This window comes from Christensenella hongkongensis, assembly GCF_000981035.1.
Lineage (GTDB): Bacteria > Bacillota > Clostridia > Christensenellales > Christensenellaceae > Christensenella > Christensenella hongkongensis.
This window is the reverse complement of record NZ_LAYJ01000115.1, coordinates 25,869-43,323: the sequence shown is the minus strand read 5'-3', so window position 1 is coordinate 43,323 and position 17,455 is coordinate 25,869. Positions and strand designations below refer to the sequence as shown.

The following is a 17,455-nucleotide window of genomic DNA, read 5'->3' as shown; positions in this document are numbered from 1 at the left end:
GGCAGGCATGAAACAATACGACGTTGCGGTAATCGGCGGAGGCCCGGCAGGTTATCTTGCCGCAGAGCGCGCAAGCGAAGCGGGGCTCTGCACATTGCTTGTTGAAAAAAGGGAGGTTGGCGGCGTTTGCCTGAACGAAGGGTGTATTCCAACCAAAACGCTGTTATATTCCGGAAAGCTATATGAATACGCATCCGGGGAAGGTAAAACGTTCGGCGTTACCTGCAAGGACGCCCAGCTTCATCATGAGGAAGTGGTAAAGCGGAAAGAAACCGTGATCAAAACGCTGGTTGGGGGCGTATCTGCCGCGCTGAAAAGAAAGAAAGCGGATGTGTTTTACGCGGACGCTTCCATTCGAAAAGAAACGCAGGGATTTGTCATTTCCTGTGAAAGCAACGAATTTCTGGCAAAAACGGTGATCCTGGCGACAGGTTCGGAGCCTGTTATCCCCGGCATTCCGGGCGTATCGGAAGGAATTTTAGATGGCAGCGTACTTACAAGCAGGGAAATTCTGGATTTAAAAGAGATTCCAAAGGAACTCGTAATTGTGGGAGCTGGTGTGATTGGTATTGAAATGGCGGCGTATTTCAATATTGCCGGCAGCAGGGTAACTGTTGTGGAAATGCTCGAACAGGCAGGAGGCCCAATCGATAAAGACGCAGCTGAAGTTCTGCAAAAAGAACTGGAGAAAAAAGGAATCAGGTTCCATATGAAAAGCCGCGTATGCGACGTTTCAAACAATACTGCGCTTGTCGGGCAGGACGGAAAACAGATCAAGCTGCCATACGATAAGCTTCTGATGTGCGTAGGCAGGAAGGCTGTTACAGATGTTCCCGGGCTAACAGAGCTGGGAGTGTATACAGAACGCGGTGCGATCGTTACGGATGAACGGTGCCAAACCAATATCCCCGGACTTTACGCCGCCGGCGACGTCAATGGAAAATATATGCTGGCTCATGTTGCTTACCGCGAAGCGGAAGTCGCTGTCAACAATATAATCGGAATTGCCGACTGGATGGATTATTCCGCAATCCCCGGAGTGATCTATACCCAACCGGAGGTTTCTTTTGCAGGACTGACGGAGCAACAGGCGCGGGATACCGGCATGGATATCCAGATCAAAAAGGTGACAATCAATATGAGCGGAAGACACATTGCAGAGCATGGGATGAGCGAAGGATTCTGCAAGCTGGTGATAGACAGGAAAAAACAGATCATTGTTGGAGCGTCGCTGGTGAGTGCTTACGCATCTGAGATCATCTATGCAGTTACCCTGATGATTCAGAACAAAATACCATTGGAAAGCATACGGCGCTCCGTATTTCCTCATCCTACGGTGTGCGAAATTATACGCGAAGCGGTTTTCAGCTGAGCAGTTAAGAGGAATTTGAATGGCTATCTGTGCGGCTTGCCGCACATGAAACAGGAGGTTTATATTATGACGAAGGAATTGTATCTTGATCCGAATAAGCTACGGGCAAAAGGGGTTGCCAAATTTAAGGATATCCCGCTTAACCAGTATCAGAAGAGAATGAAAGACGTGCTGGAAGAGTATAGTAAGGAGCAGTTGAAAAATATATTTACCGATATGTTGACAATTCGCGAATTTGAAACGATGATGCAGGATTTGCGCCTGACCGGAAAATATAACGACGTTGCTTACGATTATTCAGGCCCTGCACACCTGGGAATCGGACAGGAAAGTGTTGCGGTAGGGCAGGCGTTTTTACTGGATCGTGACGACGCGGTATTTGGCACGCACAGGAGCCATGCGGAGCTTATTGCAAAAGGTTTTTCCGCGCTGCGTAAATTAAGCGACAAAGACCTGGAAGAAATCATGGAGGCGTCCTGTGAAGGCGCCCAATATGACGTTGTAAAGGAACATTTTGACTTTGATTCTAAGGAAATGGCGAAACGTTTTTATCTTTATGGAATCATGGCGGAAATATTCGGCAGGAAAAACGGCTTTGCAAAAGGCCTTGGAAATTCCATGCACGCATTTTTCATTCCGTTTGGCGTTTATCCCAACAATGCAATCGTAGGCGGAAGCGCACCGATTGCAACAGGCGCCGCTCTGTATAAAAAGAATGCGAAGCAAAAGGGAATTATCGTGGCAAATGCTGGCGACGGATCGCTTGGCTGCGGTCCCGTATGGGAATCCATGACCTTTGCATCCATGGATCAATATCATACGCTTTGGGAGGAAGGATATAAAGGCGGCCTCCCAATCCTCTTTAACTTCAACAATAACGGTTATGGTATGGGCGGACAGACGCATGGAGAGACCATGGCGTATGATGTGCTTGCACGCATCGGCGCGGGGATCAATCCAGACCAGATGCACGCGGAGCGCGTCGACGGCTTCAATGTGTTTGCCGTGATAGACGCTATGCGCCGTAAAAAGAAGCTTTTGGAGGAAGGAAAAGGTCCTGCGCTCCTCGATGTGATCACATACCGCCTGTGCGGGCATTCCACTTCGGACGCAAACCCGAACCGTACGCAGGAGGAAATTCACGCCTGGGAGGAACAGGACGCGATTGCAGATTACGAAAAGCAGTTGATTTCAAATAAGATTGTGACCAAAAAGCAGGCACAGCAAATGAGGGACGATGTACGCGATATGATCCTTTCGGTGTTCAAGCTGGCAATCGACGAGCAGGTTTCCCCGCGTATGGATTTGCTCGCGCAGCCGGACAGTATTGAAAGGTATATGTATTCCAACGAACATATGCCAAAAATGCGGGAAGGCGAACCCGAAGTATGGGGTTCAAAGGAAGACAACCCGCGCGTACAGCGCCTGCAAAAGAAAAGCAGGAACGGTGTAAAGGATGGCAAAAAACTGCCGTCTACCGCAGTGGTCCAAATCCGCGATGCGATTTTTGAATCGATTCTCGATAAATATTATGAAGATCCGACTTTGGTTTCCTTCGGCGAGGACCTGCGTATTTGGGGAAGCGCATATGGAACATATAAAGACCTTGATAAGTCAGTGCCATATCACAGGCTGTTCAACTCGCCGATTTCTGAATCGGCAATCGTAGGCGCTTCCGTCGGCTATGCCATGATGGGCGGACGTGCGCTCCCGGAGCTTATGTATTGCGACTTTTTGGGCCGCGCGGGAGATGAAGTATTAAACCAGCTTGCGAAATGGCAGGGTATGACAGCAGGGCAGATCAAGATGCCTGTTGTGCTGCGGATGGGTGTTGGCGCAAAATACGGCGCACAGCATTCACAGGATTGGTCGAGCCTGTGCGCTCATGTTCCGGGGCTTAAGATCGTTTTCCCGGTCACTCCCTACGATGCAAAAGGACTTCTGAATTCCGCTCTTTCAGGTACGGATCCTGTTATCTACCTTGAAAGCCAGTCGCTTTATGGAATGGGAGAGCTTTTCCATGAGGGCGGGGTACCGGAAGGATATTATGAAATCCCGATTGGCGAACCGGATGTAAAGCGCAAGGGCTCGGACCTTACGATACTGACCATTGGAGGAACATTGTATAAAGCGCTCGAAGCAGCCGATATCTTTGAAAAGGAGTATGGCGTCAGCGTGGAAGTAATCGATGCAAGGAGTATCGTACCTTTCAACTTTGAAAAGGTAATGGCGTCTGTGAAGAAAACAGGAATGCTGATGATTGCAAGCGACGCATGTCAAAAGGGCTCTATCGTCAACGACTTTGCCCAAAATGTGACGTCAGCCCTGTTTAACTACCTTGATGCGCCTCCGGTTGTGCTCGGCGCGAGAAACTGGATTACGCCTGTTTATGAACTGGAAGATGCTTTTTTCCCGCAGGCAGACTGGTTCCTCGACGCATACCATCAAAAAATAAAACCGCTCGCGGGTTATACGCCGGGGCGTTCCTTCTCAACGGCTGAAATGGACCGCAGGAACAAGCTTGGAGTGTAACCAAAACGGGTATTTATTCTATGAAAAAGACCTCCTTTTATATCGGTTGAAGGGAGGTCTTTTGTATTGGAAAAGCAGACATCCCGAAAGATTAAATTATCGTGCTTTTGGTTTATTGCAATTATTTCAGGACATTATTAAAATGCAATCAAGCTTAAAAAAGGAGGATGATTTGTTATGAATACGATGAGTATGACGTCAAGAAGAGGGATAGACTGGAAAGCGTTGGGTGTCTGTTTGCTGATCAGCCTGGGGACGGGGATTGCCTCAGGGATAATCACAAGCAGCAGTATGGATATTTATGTAAACGAGCTTATAAAACCGCCGCTGTCGCCACCCGGGCTGGCATTCCCGATCGTTTGGACGATTCTGTTCGTACTGATGGGGATTTCTTCCTATATGATCTATGAGTCGGTTGCACCAACACGCAAGAGGGCCCTCACCCTTTTTGTCGTGCAGTTGGCCGTCAATTTTTTCTGGATGATTTTCTTCTTTAATTTGAGATTATATTTGTTCGCATTTTTCTGGTTGATTTTTGAGTGGATTCTCGTATTTTCTATGATTCGTTCCTTCAGGAAAATTAATATTATAGCGGGAAATATGCAAATACCATATCTTGTATGGCTTTCCTTTGCCGCATACCTCAACCTGGCAATTTATATTTTAAATTAAAAGATGACAGATCAATGCCAGTAAAAAACGATATCCCTGGAAGTCCTTTACAAAAGTATTTCCAGGGGTTTTTTATTTGCCGCTGTAAAGATATTCCACGGTTCCCGTGAAGGGTACGGTTTTTTGTTTCTTGAAAACAGCTTGTAAAACCGATACAATAGTATCGTATTAAATTAAAAATAAGGCGGTAGGAACCACATGAAAGATGTTTATGAAAATCCCCTGATTACAAGATATTCAAGCCGTGAAATGGCTCATGTTTTCTCGGATGATATGAAGTTTAAGACATGGCGCAGGCTCTGGATTGCGCTTGCGGAGGCAGAACATGAAATGGGATTGCCGATCTCGCGGGAGCAGATCGATGAATTGAAAGCCCATGCGGAGGATATCAATTACGACGTGGCCGAAAAGCGTGAACGCGAGGTGCGCCATGACGTAATGTCCCATGTATACGCCTACGGCGTGCAATGCCCTTCTGCCAAGGGGATTATCCATCTTGGAGCAACAAGCTGCTATGTTGGCGATAATACGGATATCATTGTGATGGACCAGGCGATTGATTTGATTGAAATCAAACTTGTGAACGTGATTGCCCGTTTAAAGGAATTTGCGCTTGAGTATAAGGATATGCCTACGCTTGGTTTTACGCATTACCAACCCGCGCAGCTCACGACGGTAGGCAAACGCGCGACGTTGTGGATGCAGGATCTCATTATGGATTACGAGCAGCTGCGCTATGTAAAATCCCAGGTAAAGCTGCGCGGTGTGAAGGGAACGACAGGCACGCAGGCAAGCTTCCTGACTTTGTTTGAAGGTGACGCAAAGAAGGTTAAGGAATTGGAGCGCAAGGTAGCGGGCAAGCTTGGCTACAACGAAGTATTTGCGGTGACAGGGCAGACCTATCCGCGTAAATTCGACAGTATTGTTGTTGATCTTTTGTCGTCAATCGCACAAAGCGCATATAAGTTTGCAAATGACCTGCGGTTACTCCAAAACCTGAAAGAAGTTGAGGAACCGTTCGAGAAAAAGCAGATCGGTTCTTCTGCAATGGCATATAAACGCAACCCCATGCGTTCTGAGCGCATTTGTTCGCTTGCGCGTTACATTATAAGCCTCGCGTCCAGCCCTGCGATAACGGCCTCTACGCAGTGGTTTGAACGCACGCTTGACGACAGCGCAAACAAGCGGCTTGTGATCCCGCAGGCATTCATGGCACTTGACGCAGTGCTCAACATTTATTTAAACGTATCGAGCGGCATGGTGGTTTATCCAAAGGTGATTGCAAAACGTATTGGGGAAGAGCTGCCGTTTATGGCAACGGAAACGATTCTGATGGACGCGGTAAAGCGCGGCGGGGACAGGCAGGAGCTGCACGAAAAAATACGTGAATATTCCATGCAGGCCGGTGCGCGTGTCAAGGAGGAAGGCCTTAATAATAACCTTATCGACCTGATCAAGGGCGATAAGGCGTTCCGTATGGGGCCTGAGGAGATCGACGCGTTGATGGATCCAAAGAATTTTATCGGCCTTGCCGATGTGCAGGTATCGGATTTTATAGCTGAGGTAGCCGATCCGGTTCTGGACCTCTATGAAGGAAAGCTGTCGTTGCATGGTAATGTGAGCGTGTAAAACCTGTTTAGGAGCATTTTATGCGGTTATATTAAAATTAATGTAACTATTACATGAATTTATTTCAATAGAGGTGTATGTATCATGAAAGATTTGAAAGGCACAAAAACGGAAAAATGTTTGCAGGATGCGTTTGCAGGGGAATCTATGGCGCACATGAAGTATCTGTATTATGCTTCACAGGCGAAAAAAGACGGTTATGTTCAGATTTCCAATATTTTTTCCTGGACAGCTGACAATGAAAAGGAGCACGCAAAGCTTTGGTTCAAATGGCTGCATCCGGATAATAAAATCCCGGACACGATTGAAAACCTGAAAGATGCTGCGGCAGGCGAGCATTACGAAACGACAGAAATGTATCCTTCGTTTGCCAAGATTGCGGAAGAAGAGGGATTCACCGACATTGCAAGAGAGTTTCGAGGCGCGGCAGGCGTTGAGAAAGAGCATGAGAAGAGATATCTCGCACTTTCAGACAATATTACAGACGGAAAAGTTTTTGAGAGGGATACGGAAGTTCTCTGGCAGTGTATCAACTGCGGACACATCCAAAAATCAAAAGCTGCTCCGGAAAAATGCCCGGTATGCCAGCATCCGAAAGCCTATTTCCAGTTGATGGAAGACAATTATTGATAAAAATCTGATAAAAAAGAGCTTCGGCTCTTTTTTATTTTGCTCTTCTATTTTGCTTACAACCGTGATAAATTAGATAGGGAAAACAAATTCGGGAGACAAATATGGTCGATATTTTACTTGCAACATATAACGGAGAAGCGTATCTGCATGAGATGCTTCATTCGCTGCTGAACCAAAGTATACAGGATTTTCATATCTATATCAGGGACGACGGTTCAACGGATGCAACGCCAATTATTTTGGAGGGATTCCAGCAAAGCCATCCACAAAAAATAACAGTGGCAGACGATCAAAAAAGCATCGGGAATGCCCGTGATAACTTTTTTGAGCTGCTCCGTTATGCAAAGGACGATTATGTAATGTTTGCAGACCAGGACGATATTTGGCTGCCTGACAAGGTAAATCTTACGTTACAAACGCTGAAGGGAGCCGAGAGGGATTTTGGCGGGGCAATCCTTGCACATTCGGATCTCACCGTAGTGGATGATAAAGGCTCTGTTATCAATCCTTCGCTTTTTTCGATGCAAAAACTGAGCGCGGAGCGGCTGTATCTGAACCAGCTCTTACCCCAGAACAATATAACGGGCTGTACGATGATGATGAACCGTGAACTGGTGGATATGATCAGGCAAAGCGACCGGGCGTTGATGCACGACTGGTGGATTGGCCTTATCGCTTCTGCGTTTGGCCATATTGTGGTCGCCCCTAACCGCATCCATTACAGGCAGCATACGGCAAACGAGGTTGGCGCAAAGGATGTGAAGAGCGCTTCATATTTCAGGCAAAAGCTCTCCAATACACAGGGAATACGGGAATCTATCGAAAAAACCTACGCGCAGGCAGATGCTTTTTTACAGGCCTATGAAGACAAACTGTCGCCGGAGCAAAAAGAGTTGATCAATGTGTTTACAGGCCTTAAAACGTGCAGTGTGTGGAGACGTATACAGCTGCTCTCGAAATATCATCTGTATAAAAGTGGTGCGTACCGAAAGATCGGTCAAATAATTTATGGATAAGGAAGTAAGAAAAGATGAAAGCTGAAATTTTATGTGTTGGGACTGAACTGCTGCTTGGCGATATTGTCAACACCAACGCGGCATATATTGCAAAAGAACTTGCCAATATCGGGATTGACGTGTATTACCAATCCGTTGTCGGCGACAACAACGACAGGCTGAAGGAAAGCCTTGAGCTTGCGTTTTCACGCGCCGATATCGTTGTGATGACAGGCGGCCTTGGGCCAACCTATGACGATCTCACAAAGGAGACCGTTGCCGAATATTTCCACAAAAAAATGGCGCTCGATGAGGAATCCCTTAAGAGCATTACAGATTTTTTCGACAGGCTAAAGCGTCCCATGACGGAAAACAACAAAAAACAGGCAATGATGCCTGTTGGAGCTAAAATATTCCACAATGATAACGGTACAGCTCCGGGGCTTGCCATATCGGAAAACGATAAGACGGCGGTTCTGCTGCCGGGGCCTCCCGCGGAAATGCGTCCAATGTTCCGGCACGCGGTGATTCCATACCTGATGGGATTTTCGGATAAAGTGTTGGTTTCGCACAACATCAGGGTTTTCGGACTTGGGGAATCGCGTGTGGAGGATATGCTGTACAGCCTGATGAAAAACAGTACAAATCCTACGATTGCGCCTTATGCGAAACAGGGCGAGGTAACGCTGCGTGTGACGGCCGCTGCGGATACAAAGCAAAAGTGCGAAGAAATGATTGCACCGGTGATCAAAAATATTGAGGATATCGTCGGAAAATATATTTACGGTGTTGACGTTGCAAACCTGCAGACCGCTGTCGTAGAGGAGTTGATCAGGAAAAATGTTACGATTGCGACTGCGGAAAGCTGTACAGGTGGCTTGATTTCGGAACGCATCACCCAAATCCCCGGTTCAAGCAAGGTTTTTGGTTGCGGGGTATGCTCGTATGCCAATGACATCAAACATTGCGTTCTGGGTGTTTCTGAGGAAACGTTATCACAATATGGCGCGGTTTCGGAGCAGACTGCAAAGGAAATGGCGCAGGGCGTCAGGCGGCTTGCGAAATCGGATATTGGAGTTTCCACGACTGGAATTGCAGGACCGGGTGGAGGTACGCCTGAAAAACCCGTGGGGCTTGTTTACATTGCCATCGATAGCGAACGTTTTCAGAAAGTGATTAAGCTGGAGCTCAACTACCATAAAGCCGATGAGCGTGAATATGTCCGCCATATGACCGCGCAGAATGTATTTAAACTGGTTCTCTCGGTTTTGAAGGAAAATTATTGAGATTAAGTCATATTTTGGCGCGGGGGGTTGAGCTATCCTCATTTTTTCTTCCGTCAACGTTCTGTGAACCGGAATTTATCTTAGCATACAAATAAATGGTGGTAACAATCCGCCATATTTTGAAACGAGGTAAGCACGATGGATCAAATCCGTGAATTGAAAGAAATGGTGAAAGACAGTAACAGGATCGTATTTTTTGGCGGGGCAGGCGTTTCTACAGAAAGTGGAATTCCGGACTTCCGCAGCGTGGACGGTCTTTACCATCAGACATACAGGTATCCGCCGGAGACGATTTTGAGTCACGATTTCTTTATGGCCAATACGAAAGAATTTTTCGAGTTTTACAGGGACAAAATGCTTCTGCCTGAGGCTAAGCCAAATTCCGCCCACAAAAAGCTTGCGTCATGGGAAAGGGAAGGGAAGCTCTCTGCTGTTGTTACACAAAATATTGACGGATTGCATCAGGCTGCGGGCTCAAAACATGTTCTGGAGCTGCACGGTTCGGTTCACCGAAATTATTGTATGGATTGCGGAAAGTTCTATGGTACAGAATATGTGCTTAATAGCAAAGGAATTGTGCGCTGCAGCTGTGGGGGAGTCGTAAAGCCTGATGTCGTGCTCTATGGCGAATCCCTGCGCAGCGATGTGCTGGAAGAATCTGTGTCCTGTATTGCAAGCGCAGATATGTTGATTGTCGGCGGGACATCGCTTGCCGTATATCCTGCTGCTGGACTCGTTGATTATTATATGGGAGCTAAGCTTGTATTGGTCAATAAGAGCGCAACGCCATTCGATCACAGGGCGGATTTGCTGGTTACTGATAAGATTGGCGACGTATTTTCGAAATTATAGGAATTAATGTTTCTTTGCACTTGATATTTACAAAAACTTGGGCCATAATATATATGTGGAAGTTTTCGAATATTTTTTGGAGAGGCAGACCGCATTCGTGACTACAATTCAAAAGCACCATAAATTGTTCATATACGCACTTGTTATTGCTTTTGTTTTTGTGTCGCTATTTTGCATTTGCGCGTCCTTTGCGGCGAATGACCAGGAAGAAAAACCGTTCCAGGGCAGGACGCAGGTTGCAGAAAGCATTTTTATCACAAGCGATATTTTAAATCCGTTTTTCAGTGCTTCACAATCGGAGAAGGATATTTCGAAGCTTTCTTTTCAAAAAAACATTCTCTCTTATTTTGACAGAGAAGAAGAGATGCAGCTTCAAAAGGCAATTAATATTTGGAACGTTATTGCAGTATTGTCCCTTGGGGTTATACTGTTTTCTTTTATTTCAATTTCGTATATCCACAAACAGAATGAAATTTCCGGGGATGTCGGTATATCTTTTTTGCATTGAGGGGCAAATTAGGTTTATTAAAATATCGTATTAATCTTATTAGGTGAGAGGGTAAAAAAATCATGAGGGAAAAAACAAAAGACAAGATCGTTGTAATTGGCTCTGGAAACGTGGGCGTTACTGTTGCTTACACGCTTATGCTTCGCAGGCTCAGCTCGGATATTGTGCTGATCGACCTCGACGAAGACAGGGCGCAGGGGAATGTACTGGACATGAATCACGGAATCGCGTTTTTCCGCCAGCTTTCGATCAAAATGGGAACGTACAAAGATTGCGACGATGCGTCGATCGTAATCGTTACGGCAGGAATTGCCCGTAAACCGGGCCAGACGCGCCTGGAGCTTGCCCAGACAAACGTGAAGGTAATGCGCGATATTGCGCGGCAGGCAACAAAAAACAATAAGGATATGATCATGCTGATCGTTTCCAATCCCGTTGACGTGCTGACCTATGTCGCACAAAAAGAATCAGGGCTGCCCGCCTCGCAGGTAATTGGCAGCGGCACTATTTTGGATACGTCCCGCTTCCGTTATTTACTTGGCAAGCATTTTGACGCGGATATCCGTGACATCAACGCTTACATCCTTGGGGAGCATGGCGATACGCAGGTGCCGATCTGGTCTACGATCACGATAGGCGGAGAACGCCTTGATGAATTCCTGACAGACAACAAAAAGGTTAAAATTAACCGCGAGGAAATATTCGAACAGACAAAGGGAGGCGGAGCGGAGGTTATCCAGCTGAAGGGCGCCACCTATTACGGGGTTGCAATGCTGACGTCGCGTATTGTTGCATCCATACTGGAGGATGAACATACCGTACTGCCTGTATCCCATGTGTTGAACGGAGAATACGGATTTAACGACGTGGCGATCAGCCTGCCATGTATCGTTACCTATGCGGGGATCAAACGGGTAATCGACCTGCACATCAATGACGATGAAATGGAGCATTTGAAATTATCGGCGAAAACCATGAAAACATTCTTGCATAAATCAATTTCTATACTAAATGACTAAAAAGGAGGACTTCACTATGGATTTTAAAGAAAAAGCATTGGAAATGCACAAAGCATGGGAAGGTAAGATTGAGGTAATCAGCCGCGTTCCCTTAAAAACAAAGGATGATCTGTCAATCGCCTATACTCCGGGCGTTGCGGAGCCCTGTCTCAAAATATCGGAAGATCCATCTCTTTCATACGTCTATACGCGCAGGCATAACCTGGTTGCCGTTGTGACGGATGGAACTGCGGTTCTTGGTCTTGGAGACATCGGCCCGGAGGCGGGTATGCCTGTTATGGAAGGAAAATGCGTCCTGTTTAAAACGTTTGGAAATGTAGACGCGTTCCCGCTGTGCATCCGCAGCAAAGAAGTTGACGACATTGTCAATACGGTAGCGCTCCTCGCGGGAAGCTTTGGCGGCATCAATCTGGAGGATATCAGTGCGCCGCGCTGTTTTGAAATTGAACGCAAGCTAAAAGAACGCTGTGATATTCCAATCTTCCACGACGACCAGCATGGTACTGCCGTGGTTACCCTTGCGGCGCTTATCAATGCGCTCAAGCTTGTGAAGAAGGATATCCATGACATCAGCGTGGTAACCTCCGGCGCAGGTGCTGCAGGAATTGCCATCATCAAGCTGCTTATGGCAATGGGGCTGGAAGATGTTGTGATGTGCGACAGGCACGGTGCGATCTATAAGGGAAGGGACGGCCTGAATGAAGAGAAAAAGGAAATGGCCGAAATTTCCAACAAAAAAATGAAAAAGGGAAGTATAGAGGAAGTGATAAAAGGCGCGGATGTATTCATCGGCGTTTCCGCTCCCGGAACACTGACGGAAGCTATGGTGAAATCCATGGCGGAAAACCCAATCCTGTTCCCGATGGCGAACCCCGTTCCGGAAATTATGCCTGACCTCGCGAAAGCAGCCGGTGCAGCCATCATCGGAACCGGACGCAGCGATTTTCCGAACCAGATCAACAATGTACTTGCATTCCCTGGTATTTTCCGGGGTGCGCTTGACGTACACGCCAGCGACATTAACGATGAGATGAAAATCGCCGCAGCCTATGCGATTGCAGGATTGATCACAGAATCGGAGCTTGAGCCTGATTATGTGATCCCCTCACCGTTTGACGAACGTGTTGCGCCGGCAGTTGCAAAAGCTGTTGCACAGGCGGCAAAAGATTCAGGCGTAAGCCGCATCTGATAAAACATGACAAAAAAGGCCGGGGAAACCATCTTTTCTCCGGCCTTTTTTTTGTTTTGTTTTTAAAACGAATAAAAAAAGACGTTACACAGGCATTTTTTTATAGTATAATAACACTATATATTTTTTTTACAGTAGAATTTCGATTGTTTTACCGCGTAAGCTCTCCGCAGGCGCAATTTGCGGACAATCCAAGCTTATTGCAGGCCGCCCATAGATTCGAAAGTGGGTGCGGCTGGTTTTTTGCCATTATTATATATTAAAATTTTGAAACACGGGAGGAAAAATGAATGGAAAATAAAAACATCTCAGATATCACACCGGAAGTGTTCGATTTAACGGAACGTATCTATCAGACGGGCGTCATCAATCCTGAACTTTATACAAAATATCAGGTTAAGCGCGGATTGCGGGATATCAGCGGGAAAGGTGTCCTTGCAGGACTTACCCGGATTTCGGATATCCAGTCTTTTATTGCGCAGGGAGATGAAATGGTACCCTGCGAAGGTAAGCTTTTTTACAGGGGAATCAATATCAAGGATATTGTAAAAGGCTTTATACAGGAAAAGAGATACGGCTTTGAAGAAGTCGCTTACCTGCTGCTCGTAGGTGAAATGCCCGACAAGAAAGAGCTTAAGGATTTCACACAGCTTTTGGCGCATTATAGAACGCTGCCAACGAGTTTTGTCAGGGATATCATTATGAAGGCCCCCAGCCAGGATATGATGAATACGCTTGCCAGAAGCGTGCTGACGCTTTATTCCTATGACGATAAGGCAAATGACATCTCCATTCCAAACGTATTACGGCAATCGTTACAGCTTATTGCGCTGTTCCCGCTGCTGTCGGTATATGGGTATCAGGCTTACCGCCATTATCATGACGGACAGAGCTTATTCATCCACGTGCCGGATCCTGAGCTTTCCACCGCACAAAATATTTTGCACCTTCTTCGTCCGGACAGCAAATATTCGGAGCTTGAGGCGCATATTCTCGACGTTTCACTCGTGCTGCACGCAGAGCATGGCGGCGGTAACAATTCTACGTTTACAACGCACGTAGTGTCGTCCTCCGGCACGGATACCTATTCCACGGTAGCCGCATCGCTGGGATCGCTGAAAGGACCGAAGCACGGCGGTGCAAACATAAAGGTCGTACAAATGGTTGAGGACATGAAGAAGAACCTCAGCGACTGGACGAGCGAAAGCGAGGTAAAGGATTACCTTACAAAGCTCCTGAACAAACAGGCGTTTGATAAAGCTGGCTTGATCTACGGGATGGGACATGCGGTTTACTCGCTGTCTGATCCGAGAGCGGATATCTTCAAGTCTTTTGTCCAGAATCTTTCGGAAGAAAAAGGGCTTTCCAAAGAATTCCAGTTGTACTCGCTCGTAGAGCGTCTTGCTCCTGAGGTAATTGCCAAGGAACGGAAAATTTACAAGGGAGTAAGCGCCAATGTGGACTTCTACAGCGGTTTTGTATACAGCATGCTGAAGCTTCCTACAGAGCTGTTTACGCCAATCTTTGCAATCGCCCGGATTGCGGGATGGAGCGCGCACCGTATTGAGGAGCTTTCCAACGCCGGTAAGATTATTCGTCCGGCTTATAAAAATGTCCAGGAGGAACGTCCGTATATTCCTTTGGATCAAAGGGGCTAAATAACAGTCCGGCTTTAGCAGACCGGGGATAATATGTATGCAGGATCGTTGAATGACAATTATAACATAATCATAAAACCCGTCCGCATAAAAATATGCGGACGGATATTACTTTCAAGAGAAAAAGGGGATATGTGAAATGAAATATGATGTAGTATGTGCAGGTCATATTTGTCTTGATATGACTCCAAAATTTCCAAAACATAATGAGGGAATCAAAAAAACTTTTGTACCAGGAAAACAAAACGACGTAGGAGATATGGTTTTTTCTACGGGCGGTAGTGTAGCAAATACCGGAATCGGGCTGATTAAGCTGGGTATGAATACGCCGTTGATGGCTAAGGTTGGAGATGATATCCTTGGGGGGATTATTGGCCAGCTTCTCGAGGAAAGTGGCGGGCCTAAGGAATTTTTGGCCGTCTCAAAAGGCGAGAGCTCTTCTTATTCGGTTGTGCTGTCTCTTCCGGGCAGTGACCGTATATTCCTGCATAATCCGGCAGTCAACGAAACATTTTGTGCATGCGATATCGATTTTTCGGTGGTAAAAGACGCGAAGATTATGCACCTTGGCTATCCTCCGCTCATGAGGAGCCTCTATCGCAATGGTGGGGAAGAGATGATTGCCATTCTCAAAAAAGCAAAGGAAACGGGCGTCACGACCTCTGTAGATACCGCTTATCCGGATCCCTCTTCTGAGGCTGCCTTGCAGGACTGGGAAGAAATATTTAAAAGTACGCTGCCCTATACCGATATCATCATGCCCAGTATAGAAGAAACTTTGATTATGCTGGACAGGCCGGAATTTGAAAGGCTCAAGCAGCTTGACGACGATGTTTTGGTTAACATCGAAGTGGATTATATTGCGGAACTGGGACAGAAACTGATGGACATGGGTGCTAAAATCGTTGTAATCAAATGCGGCACGCTTGGCTATTATGTCAAAACGGCAAACGCGGATCAGATTGCCGCAATGGGCAACGGCGCGCCTGCGGATGTTGACGCATGGGCGGACAAGGAGCTGTTCTCAGGTATTTATTACATAGAAGATATGAAATCTACCACTGGCGCAGGAGATACCAGTGTAGCAGGTTTTCTGGCTTCGCTCCTGAGAGGGTATTCGCCTTATGACGCCATCGACACTGCCTGTGCAACCGGAGCGATTTGTGTTACAGATTTCTCCGCAACCGGAGCAATTCCAAGGCTTGAAGAAGTACGCGCAAGAATTGACGCGGGATGGGAAAAACGTCCCGTAGACTATACCGGAAGCTTATTTACATATGATGAAGCGCGTAAACTTTACGTTAAATAATTTTTCATAAAAACAACACAAAGAAAGGGCAGTATGGAATGCTATTTTCATACTGTCCCTTTTTACTGAAAAGGTATATTTTAATAAAAACAGATTTCGAAATGTTAAATTAATTTTTTAATGAAATTATATATAAATGCAAAAAATCACATTTATAAAGCGTATTGCAAGCATACTCCCAATATATTTTCATGATAAAAATAATGCTTGACTTTGTGAGCATTTCATATTATGATAAAAATGTAAACAGACAGAGATGTTTATTTTATAAAAACACTATCACTTTTCAATCAATGACGATTATAATTAAATACAGAAACAAAATCTGCAGAACATCTTTTGTATTGCTTAGGTCAATTACTAAAATGAAATGCAGAAAAAGCAGAGAAGCAGGTAATGGTTATGTTGGATATGAGCAAACTGGAATTATCCGAAAAAGACAGAAATCAGTTACAGATTCTGGATGAACTGATTTCCCATGAAAAAGTTTCTGCATCTGATATCGTTTCAAAGATTGGAATCAGCGCAGCAACAATCAGCCGGGTTTTTCGGAATCTAAAAGACAAAGAACTGATTAAATATTTAGGCAAGGAAAAAACGGAAAAGGGCAGGAGCCCGGAGTTATTCAGTATCAATGATGAATATGGCTACATGATCCATTTTTATATGACTTCATCGGTAATTTATGGATATCTGATTAACATCAGGGGACACGTTGCGGGAAGGTATAGTATTAAATACAATCAACAGGGTACGCTCGAAGAGCTTCTTGCGATTATCGAAAAGGTAAAAAACGAGCTTATTGGTATGAACGCTCAAAGGTCGCTGCGTATTCTGGCGGCAGGGTTTTCGCTGCCGGGCGTTATCAATCCCAAGTCCAGGATGGTACATAAAATTCCAGATGTATATCTTTTAAGCGACACGCGGTTTTTCGATTATGCCGAGCGCATTCTGGGAGTGCCGGTTATCGTAAACAATGTATCGTGGCTGGCAACCGTAGGCGAAAAAGCTTCCGTATATCCTTTTGTAAAGGATATGGCATATATTACGATCACACAATCCACCGGAATCGGTATGGGCATAATGATCGATAACAATCTTGTAAAAGGCGGAAGAAACTATGCGGGAGAGGTAGGGCAAACCTATTTTGACAATAACTGTTCTTTCGAGGAATATGTGAAAGGCAAAGGCCAGCTTGAATCTGAAGCAAGCCTGCAAACGCTTTACAACCGTATAGAGGATGAGCTAAGGGCAGGTAAATGCGGGTTATTAAAACAGGTCATGGAGGAACAGGACACCGATACAATGACGCTTGAACTATTAGAGGAAGCGGCTGTAAAGGGAGATCAGGACGTAAAAAAGGTTTTTGATAAAACATTGAAAGCATGGGCTATGATCATCATTAATATCGATCTGATGATCAATCCGGAGCTGATCGTAATCGGCGGGAGCATATCGACGGGGAACCAATACATTTTGACTTCCCTCAATGAAATGTTCTCCAGACTGGGGCTTTTCAAGCCCGATATCAGGCTCAGCGTGCATGGAGAAAACGCGCAGCTGATCGGCGGTATACAGGCATTGAAGGAATATGCTTTCAACCAGGTGATTATCAAAGAAGTGATTAGCTAAATCAAGAAATCCAAAGGAGGCGTTGAAAATCGTTCATCAACAAACAGGTCTATTTTAACGGCATATCTGAAAAGTGTACAAATTTCTAACGAAATGGCGTTGCTTGGAAAAGATATCCCAATATAAGAGGCCATTTCAAAACCAATAATCGTATTCGTAAAAATTGATA

Annotated in this window: 13 protein-coding genes; all 13 read left to right on the top strand. The window is 45.8% G+C overall.

The features are described 5' to 3' along the window. Nucleotides 1–7: 7 nt before the first annotated feature. Complete coding sequence (gene lpdA / locus CHK_RS12250) at nucleotides 8–1,372, top strand: dihydrolipoyl dehydrogenase (protein WP_046444364.1); 1,365 nt, start codon at nucleotides 8–10, stop codon at nucleotides 1,370–1,372. 66 nt (nucleotides 1,373–1,438) lie between these two features. Continuing rightward, nucleotides 1,439–3,904 (top strand): alpha-ketoacid dehydrogenase subunit alpha/beta, encoded by a 2,466-nt coding sequence (locus CHK_RS12245; RefSeq protein ID WP_046444363.1) that lies wholly within the window; start codon nucleotides 1,439–1,441, stop codon nucleotides 3,902–3,904. A gap of 177 nt (nucleotides 3,905–4,081) precedes the next feature. Further along, nucleotides 4,082–4,576 carry a TspO/MBR family protein gene (locus CHK_RS12235; protein ID WP_235811549.1) on the top strand — a complete coding sequence of 165 codons (495 nt, stop codon included), beginning with the start codon at nucleotides 4,082–4,084 and terminating at the stop codon, nucleotides 4,574–4,576. A gap of 198 nt (nucleotides 4,577–4,774) precedes the next feature. Further along, on the top strand, nucleotides 4,775–6,205 hold the full coding sequence (purB, locus tag CHK_RS12230; RefSeq protein ID WP_046444361.1) for an adenylosuccinate lyase: 1,431 nt from the start codon (nucleotides 4,775–4,777) through the stop codon (nucleotides 6,203–6,205). Nucleotides 6,206–6,289: 84 nt separating this feature from the next. After that, nucleotides 6,290–6,835 carry a rubrerythrin gene (gene rbr / locus CHK_RS12225; protein WP_046444360.1) on the top strand — a complete coding sequence of 182 codons (546 nt, stop codon included), beginning with the start codon at nucleotides 6,290–6,292 and terminating at the stop codon, nucleotides 6,833–6,835. 104 nt (nucleotides 6,836–6,939) lie between these two features. After that, nucleotides 6,940–7,854 (top strand): glycosyltransferase family 2 protein, encoded by a 915-nt coding sequence (locus CHK_RS12220; protein ID WP_046444359.1) that lies wholly within the window; start codon nucleotides 6,940–6,942, stop codon nucleotides 7,852–7,854. A 14-nt stretch (nucleotides 7,855–7,868) separates the two neighbouring features. Continuing rightward, on the top strand, nucleotides 7,869–9,119 hold the full coding sequence (locus CHK_RS12215) for a competence/damage-inducible protein A (protein ID WP_046444358.1): 1,251 nt from the start codon (nucleotides 7,869–7,871) through the stop codon (nucleotides 9,117–9,119). 138 nt (nucleotides 9,120–9,257) lie between these two features. Next, on the top strand, nucleotides 9,258–9,971 hold the full coding sequence (locus CHK_RS12210) for an NAD-dependent protein deacylase (RefSeq protein ID WP_046444357.1): 714 nt from the start codon (nucleotides 9,258–9,260) through the stop codon (nucleotides 9,969–9,971). Nucleotides 9,972–10,541: 570 nt separating this feature from the next. Beyond that, complete coding sequence (locus CHK_RS12200) at nucleotides 10,542–11,498, top strand: L-lactate dehydrogenase (RefSeq protein WP_046444355.1); 957 nt, start codon at nucleotides 10,542–10,544, stop codon at nucleotides 11,496–11,498. A 16-nt stretch (nucleotides 11,499–11,514) separates the two neighbouring features. Continuing rightward, the gene (locus CHK_RS12195) at nucleotides 11,515–12,687 is read left to right on the top strand and encodes an NAD(P)-dependent malic enzyme (RefSeq protein ID WP_046444354.1); all 1,173 of its coding nucleotides are present in this window, start codon (nucleotides 11,515–11,517) and stop codon (nucleotides 12,685–12,687) included. Between the two features lie 290 nt (nucleotides 12,688–12,977). Next, nucleotides 12,978–14,345: a citrate/2-methylcitrate synthase gene (locus CHK_RS12190; RefSeq protein ID WP_046444353.1), complete on the top strand. Its 1,368-nt coding sequence runs from the start codon at nucleotides 12,978–12,980 to the stop codon at nucleotides 14,343–14,345. A gap of 139 nt (nucleotides 14,346–14,484) precedes the next feature. After that, nucleotides 14,485–15,654 (top strand): carbohydrate kinase family protein, encoded by a 1,170-nt coding sequence (locus CHK_RS12185; protein WP_046444352.1) that lies wholly within the window; start codon nucleotides 14,485–14,487, stop codon nucleotides 15,652–15,654. Nucleotides 15,655–16,065: 411 nt separating this feature from the next. Beyond that, nucleotides 16,066–17,286 (top strand): ROK family transcriptional regulator, encoded by a 1,221-nt coding sequence (locus CHK_RS12180; RefSeq protein ID WP_160295655.1) that lies wholly within the window; start codon nucleotides 16,066–16,068, stop codon nucleotides 17,284–17,286. Nucleotides 17,287–17,455 lie beyond the last annotated feature (169 nt).

Coding starts and splice junctions, on each gene's coding strand:
- CHK_RS12195 (WP_046444354.1), top strand. CDS start 11,515: ATGGATTTTAAAGAAAAAGCATTGGAAATGCACAAAGCATGGGAAGGT.
- CHK_RS12200 (WP_046444355.1), top strand. CDS start 10,542: ATGAGGGAAAAAACAAAAGACAAGATCGTTGTAATTGGCTCTGGAAAC.
- CHK_RS12245 (WP_046444363.1), top strand. CDS start 1,439: ATGACGAAGGAATTGTATCTTGATCCGAATAAGCTACGGGCAAAAGGG.
- CHK_RS12185 (WP_046444352.1), top strand. CDS start 14,485: ATGAAATATGATGTAGTATGTGCAGGTCATATTTGTCTTGATATGACT.
- purB (WP_046444361.1), top strand. CDS start 4,775: ATGAAAGATGTTTATGAAAATCCCCTGATTACAAGATATTCAAGCCGT.
- CHK_RS12210 (WP_046444357.1), top strand. CDS start 9,258: ATGGATCAAATCCGTGAATTGAAAGAAATGGTGAAAGACAGTAACAGG.
- CHK_RS12215 (WP_046444358.1), top strand. CDS start 7,869: ATGAAAGCTGAAATTTTATGTGTTGGGACTGAACTGCTGCTTGGCGAT.
- CHK_RS12180 (WP_160295655.1), top strand. CDS start 16,066: ATGAGCAAACTGGAATTATCCGAAAAAGACAGAAATCAGTTACAGATT.
- CHK_RS12190 (WP_046444353.1), top strand. CDS start 12,978: ATGGAAAATAAAAACATCTCAGATATCACACCGGAAGTGTTCGATTTA.
- lpdA (WP_046444364.1), top strand. CDS start 8: ATGAAACAATACGACGTTGCGGTAATCGGCGGAGGCCCGGCAGGTTAT.
- CHK_RS12220 (WP_046444359.1), top strand. CDS start 6,940: ATGGTCGATATTTTACTTGCAACATATAACGGAGAAGCGTATCTGCAT.
- rbr (WP_046444360.1), top strand. CDS start 6,290: ATGAAAGATTTGAAAGGCACAAAAACGGAAAAATGTTTGCAGGATGCG.
- CHK_RS12235 (WP_235811549.1), top strand. CDS start 4,082: ATGAATACGATGAGTATGACGTCAAGAAGAGGGATAGACTGGAAAGCG.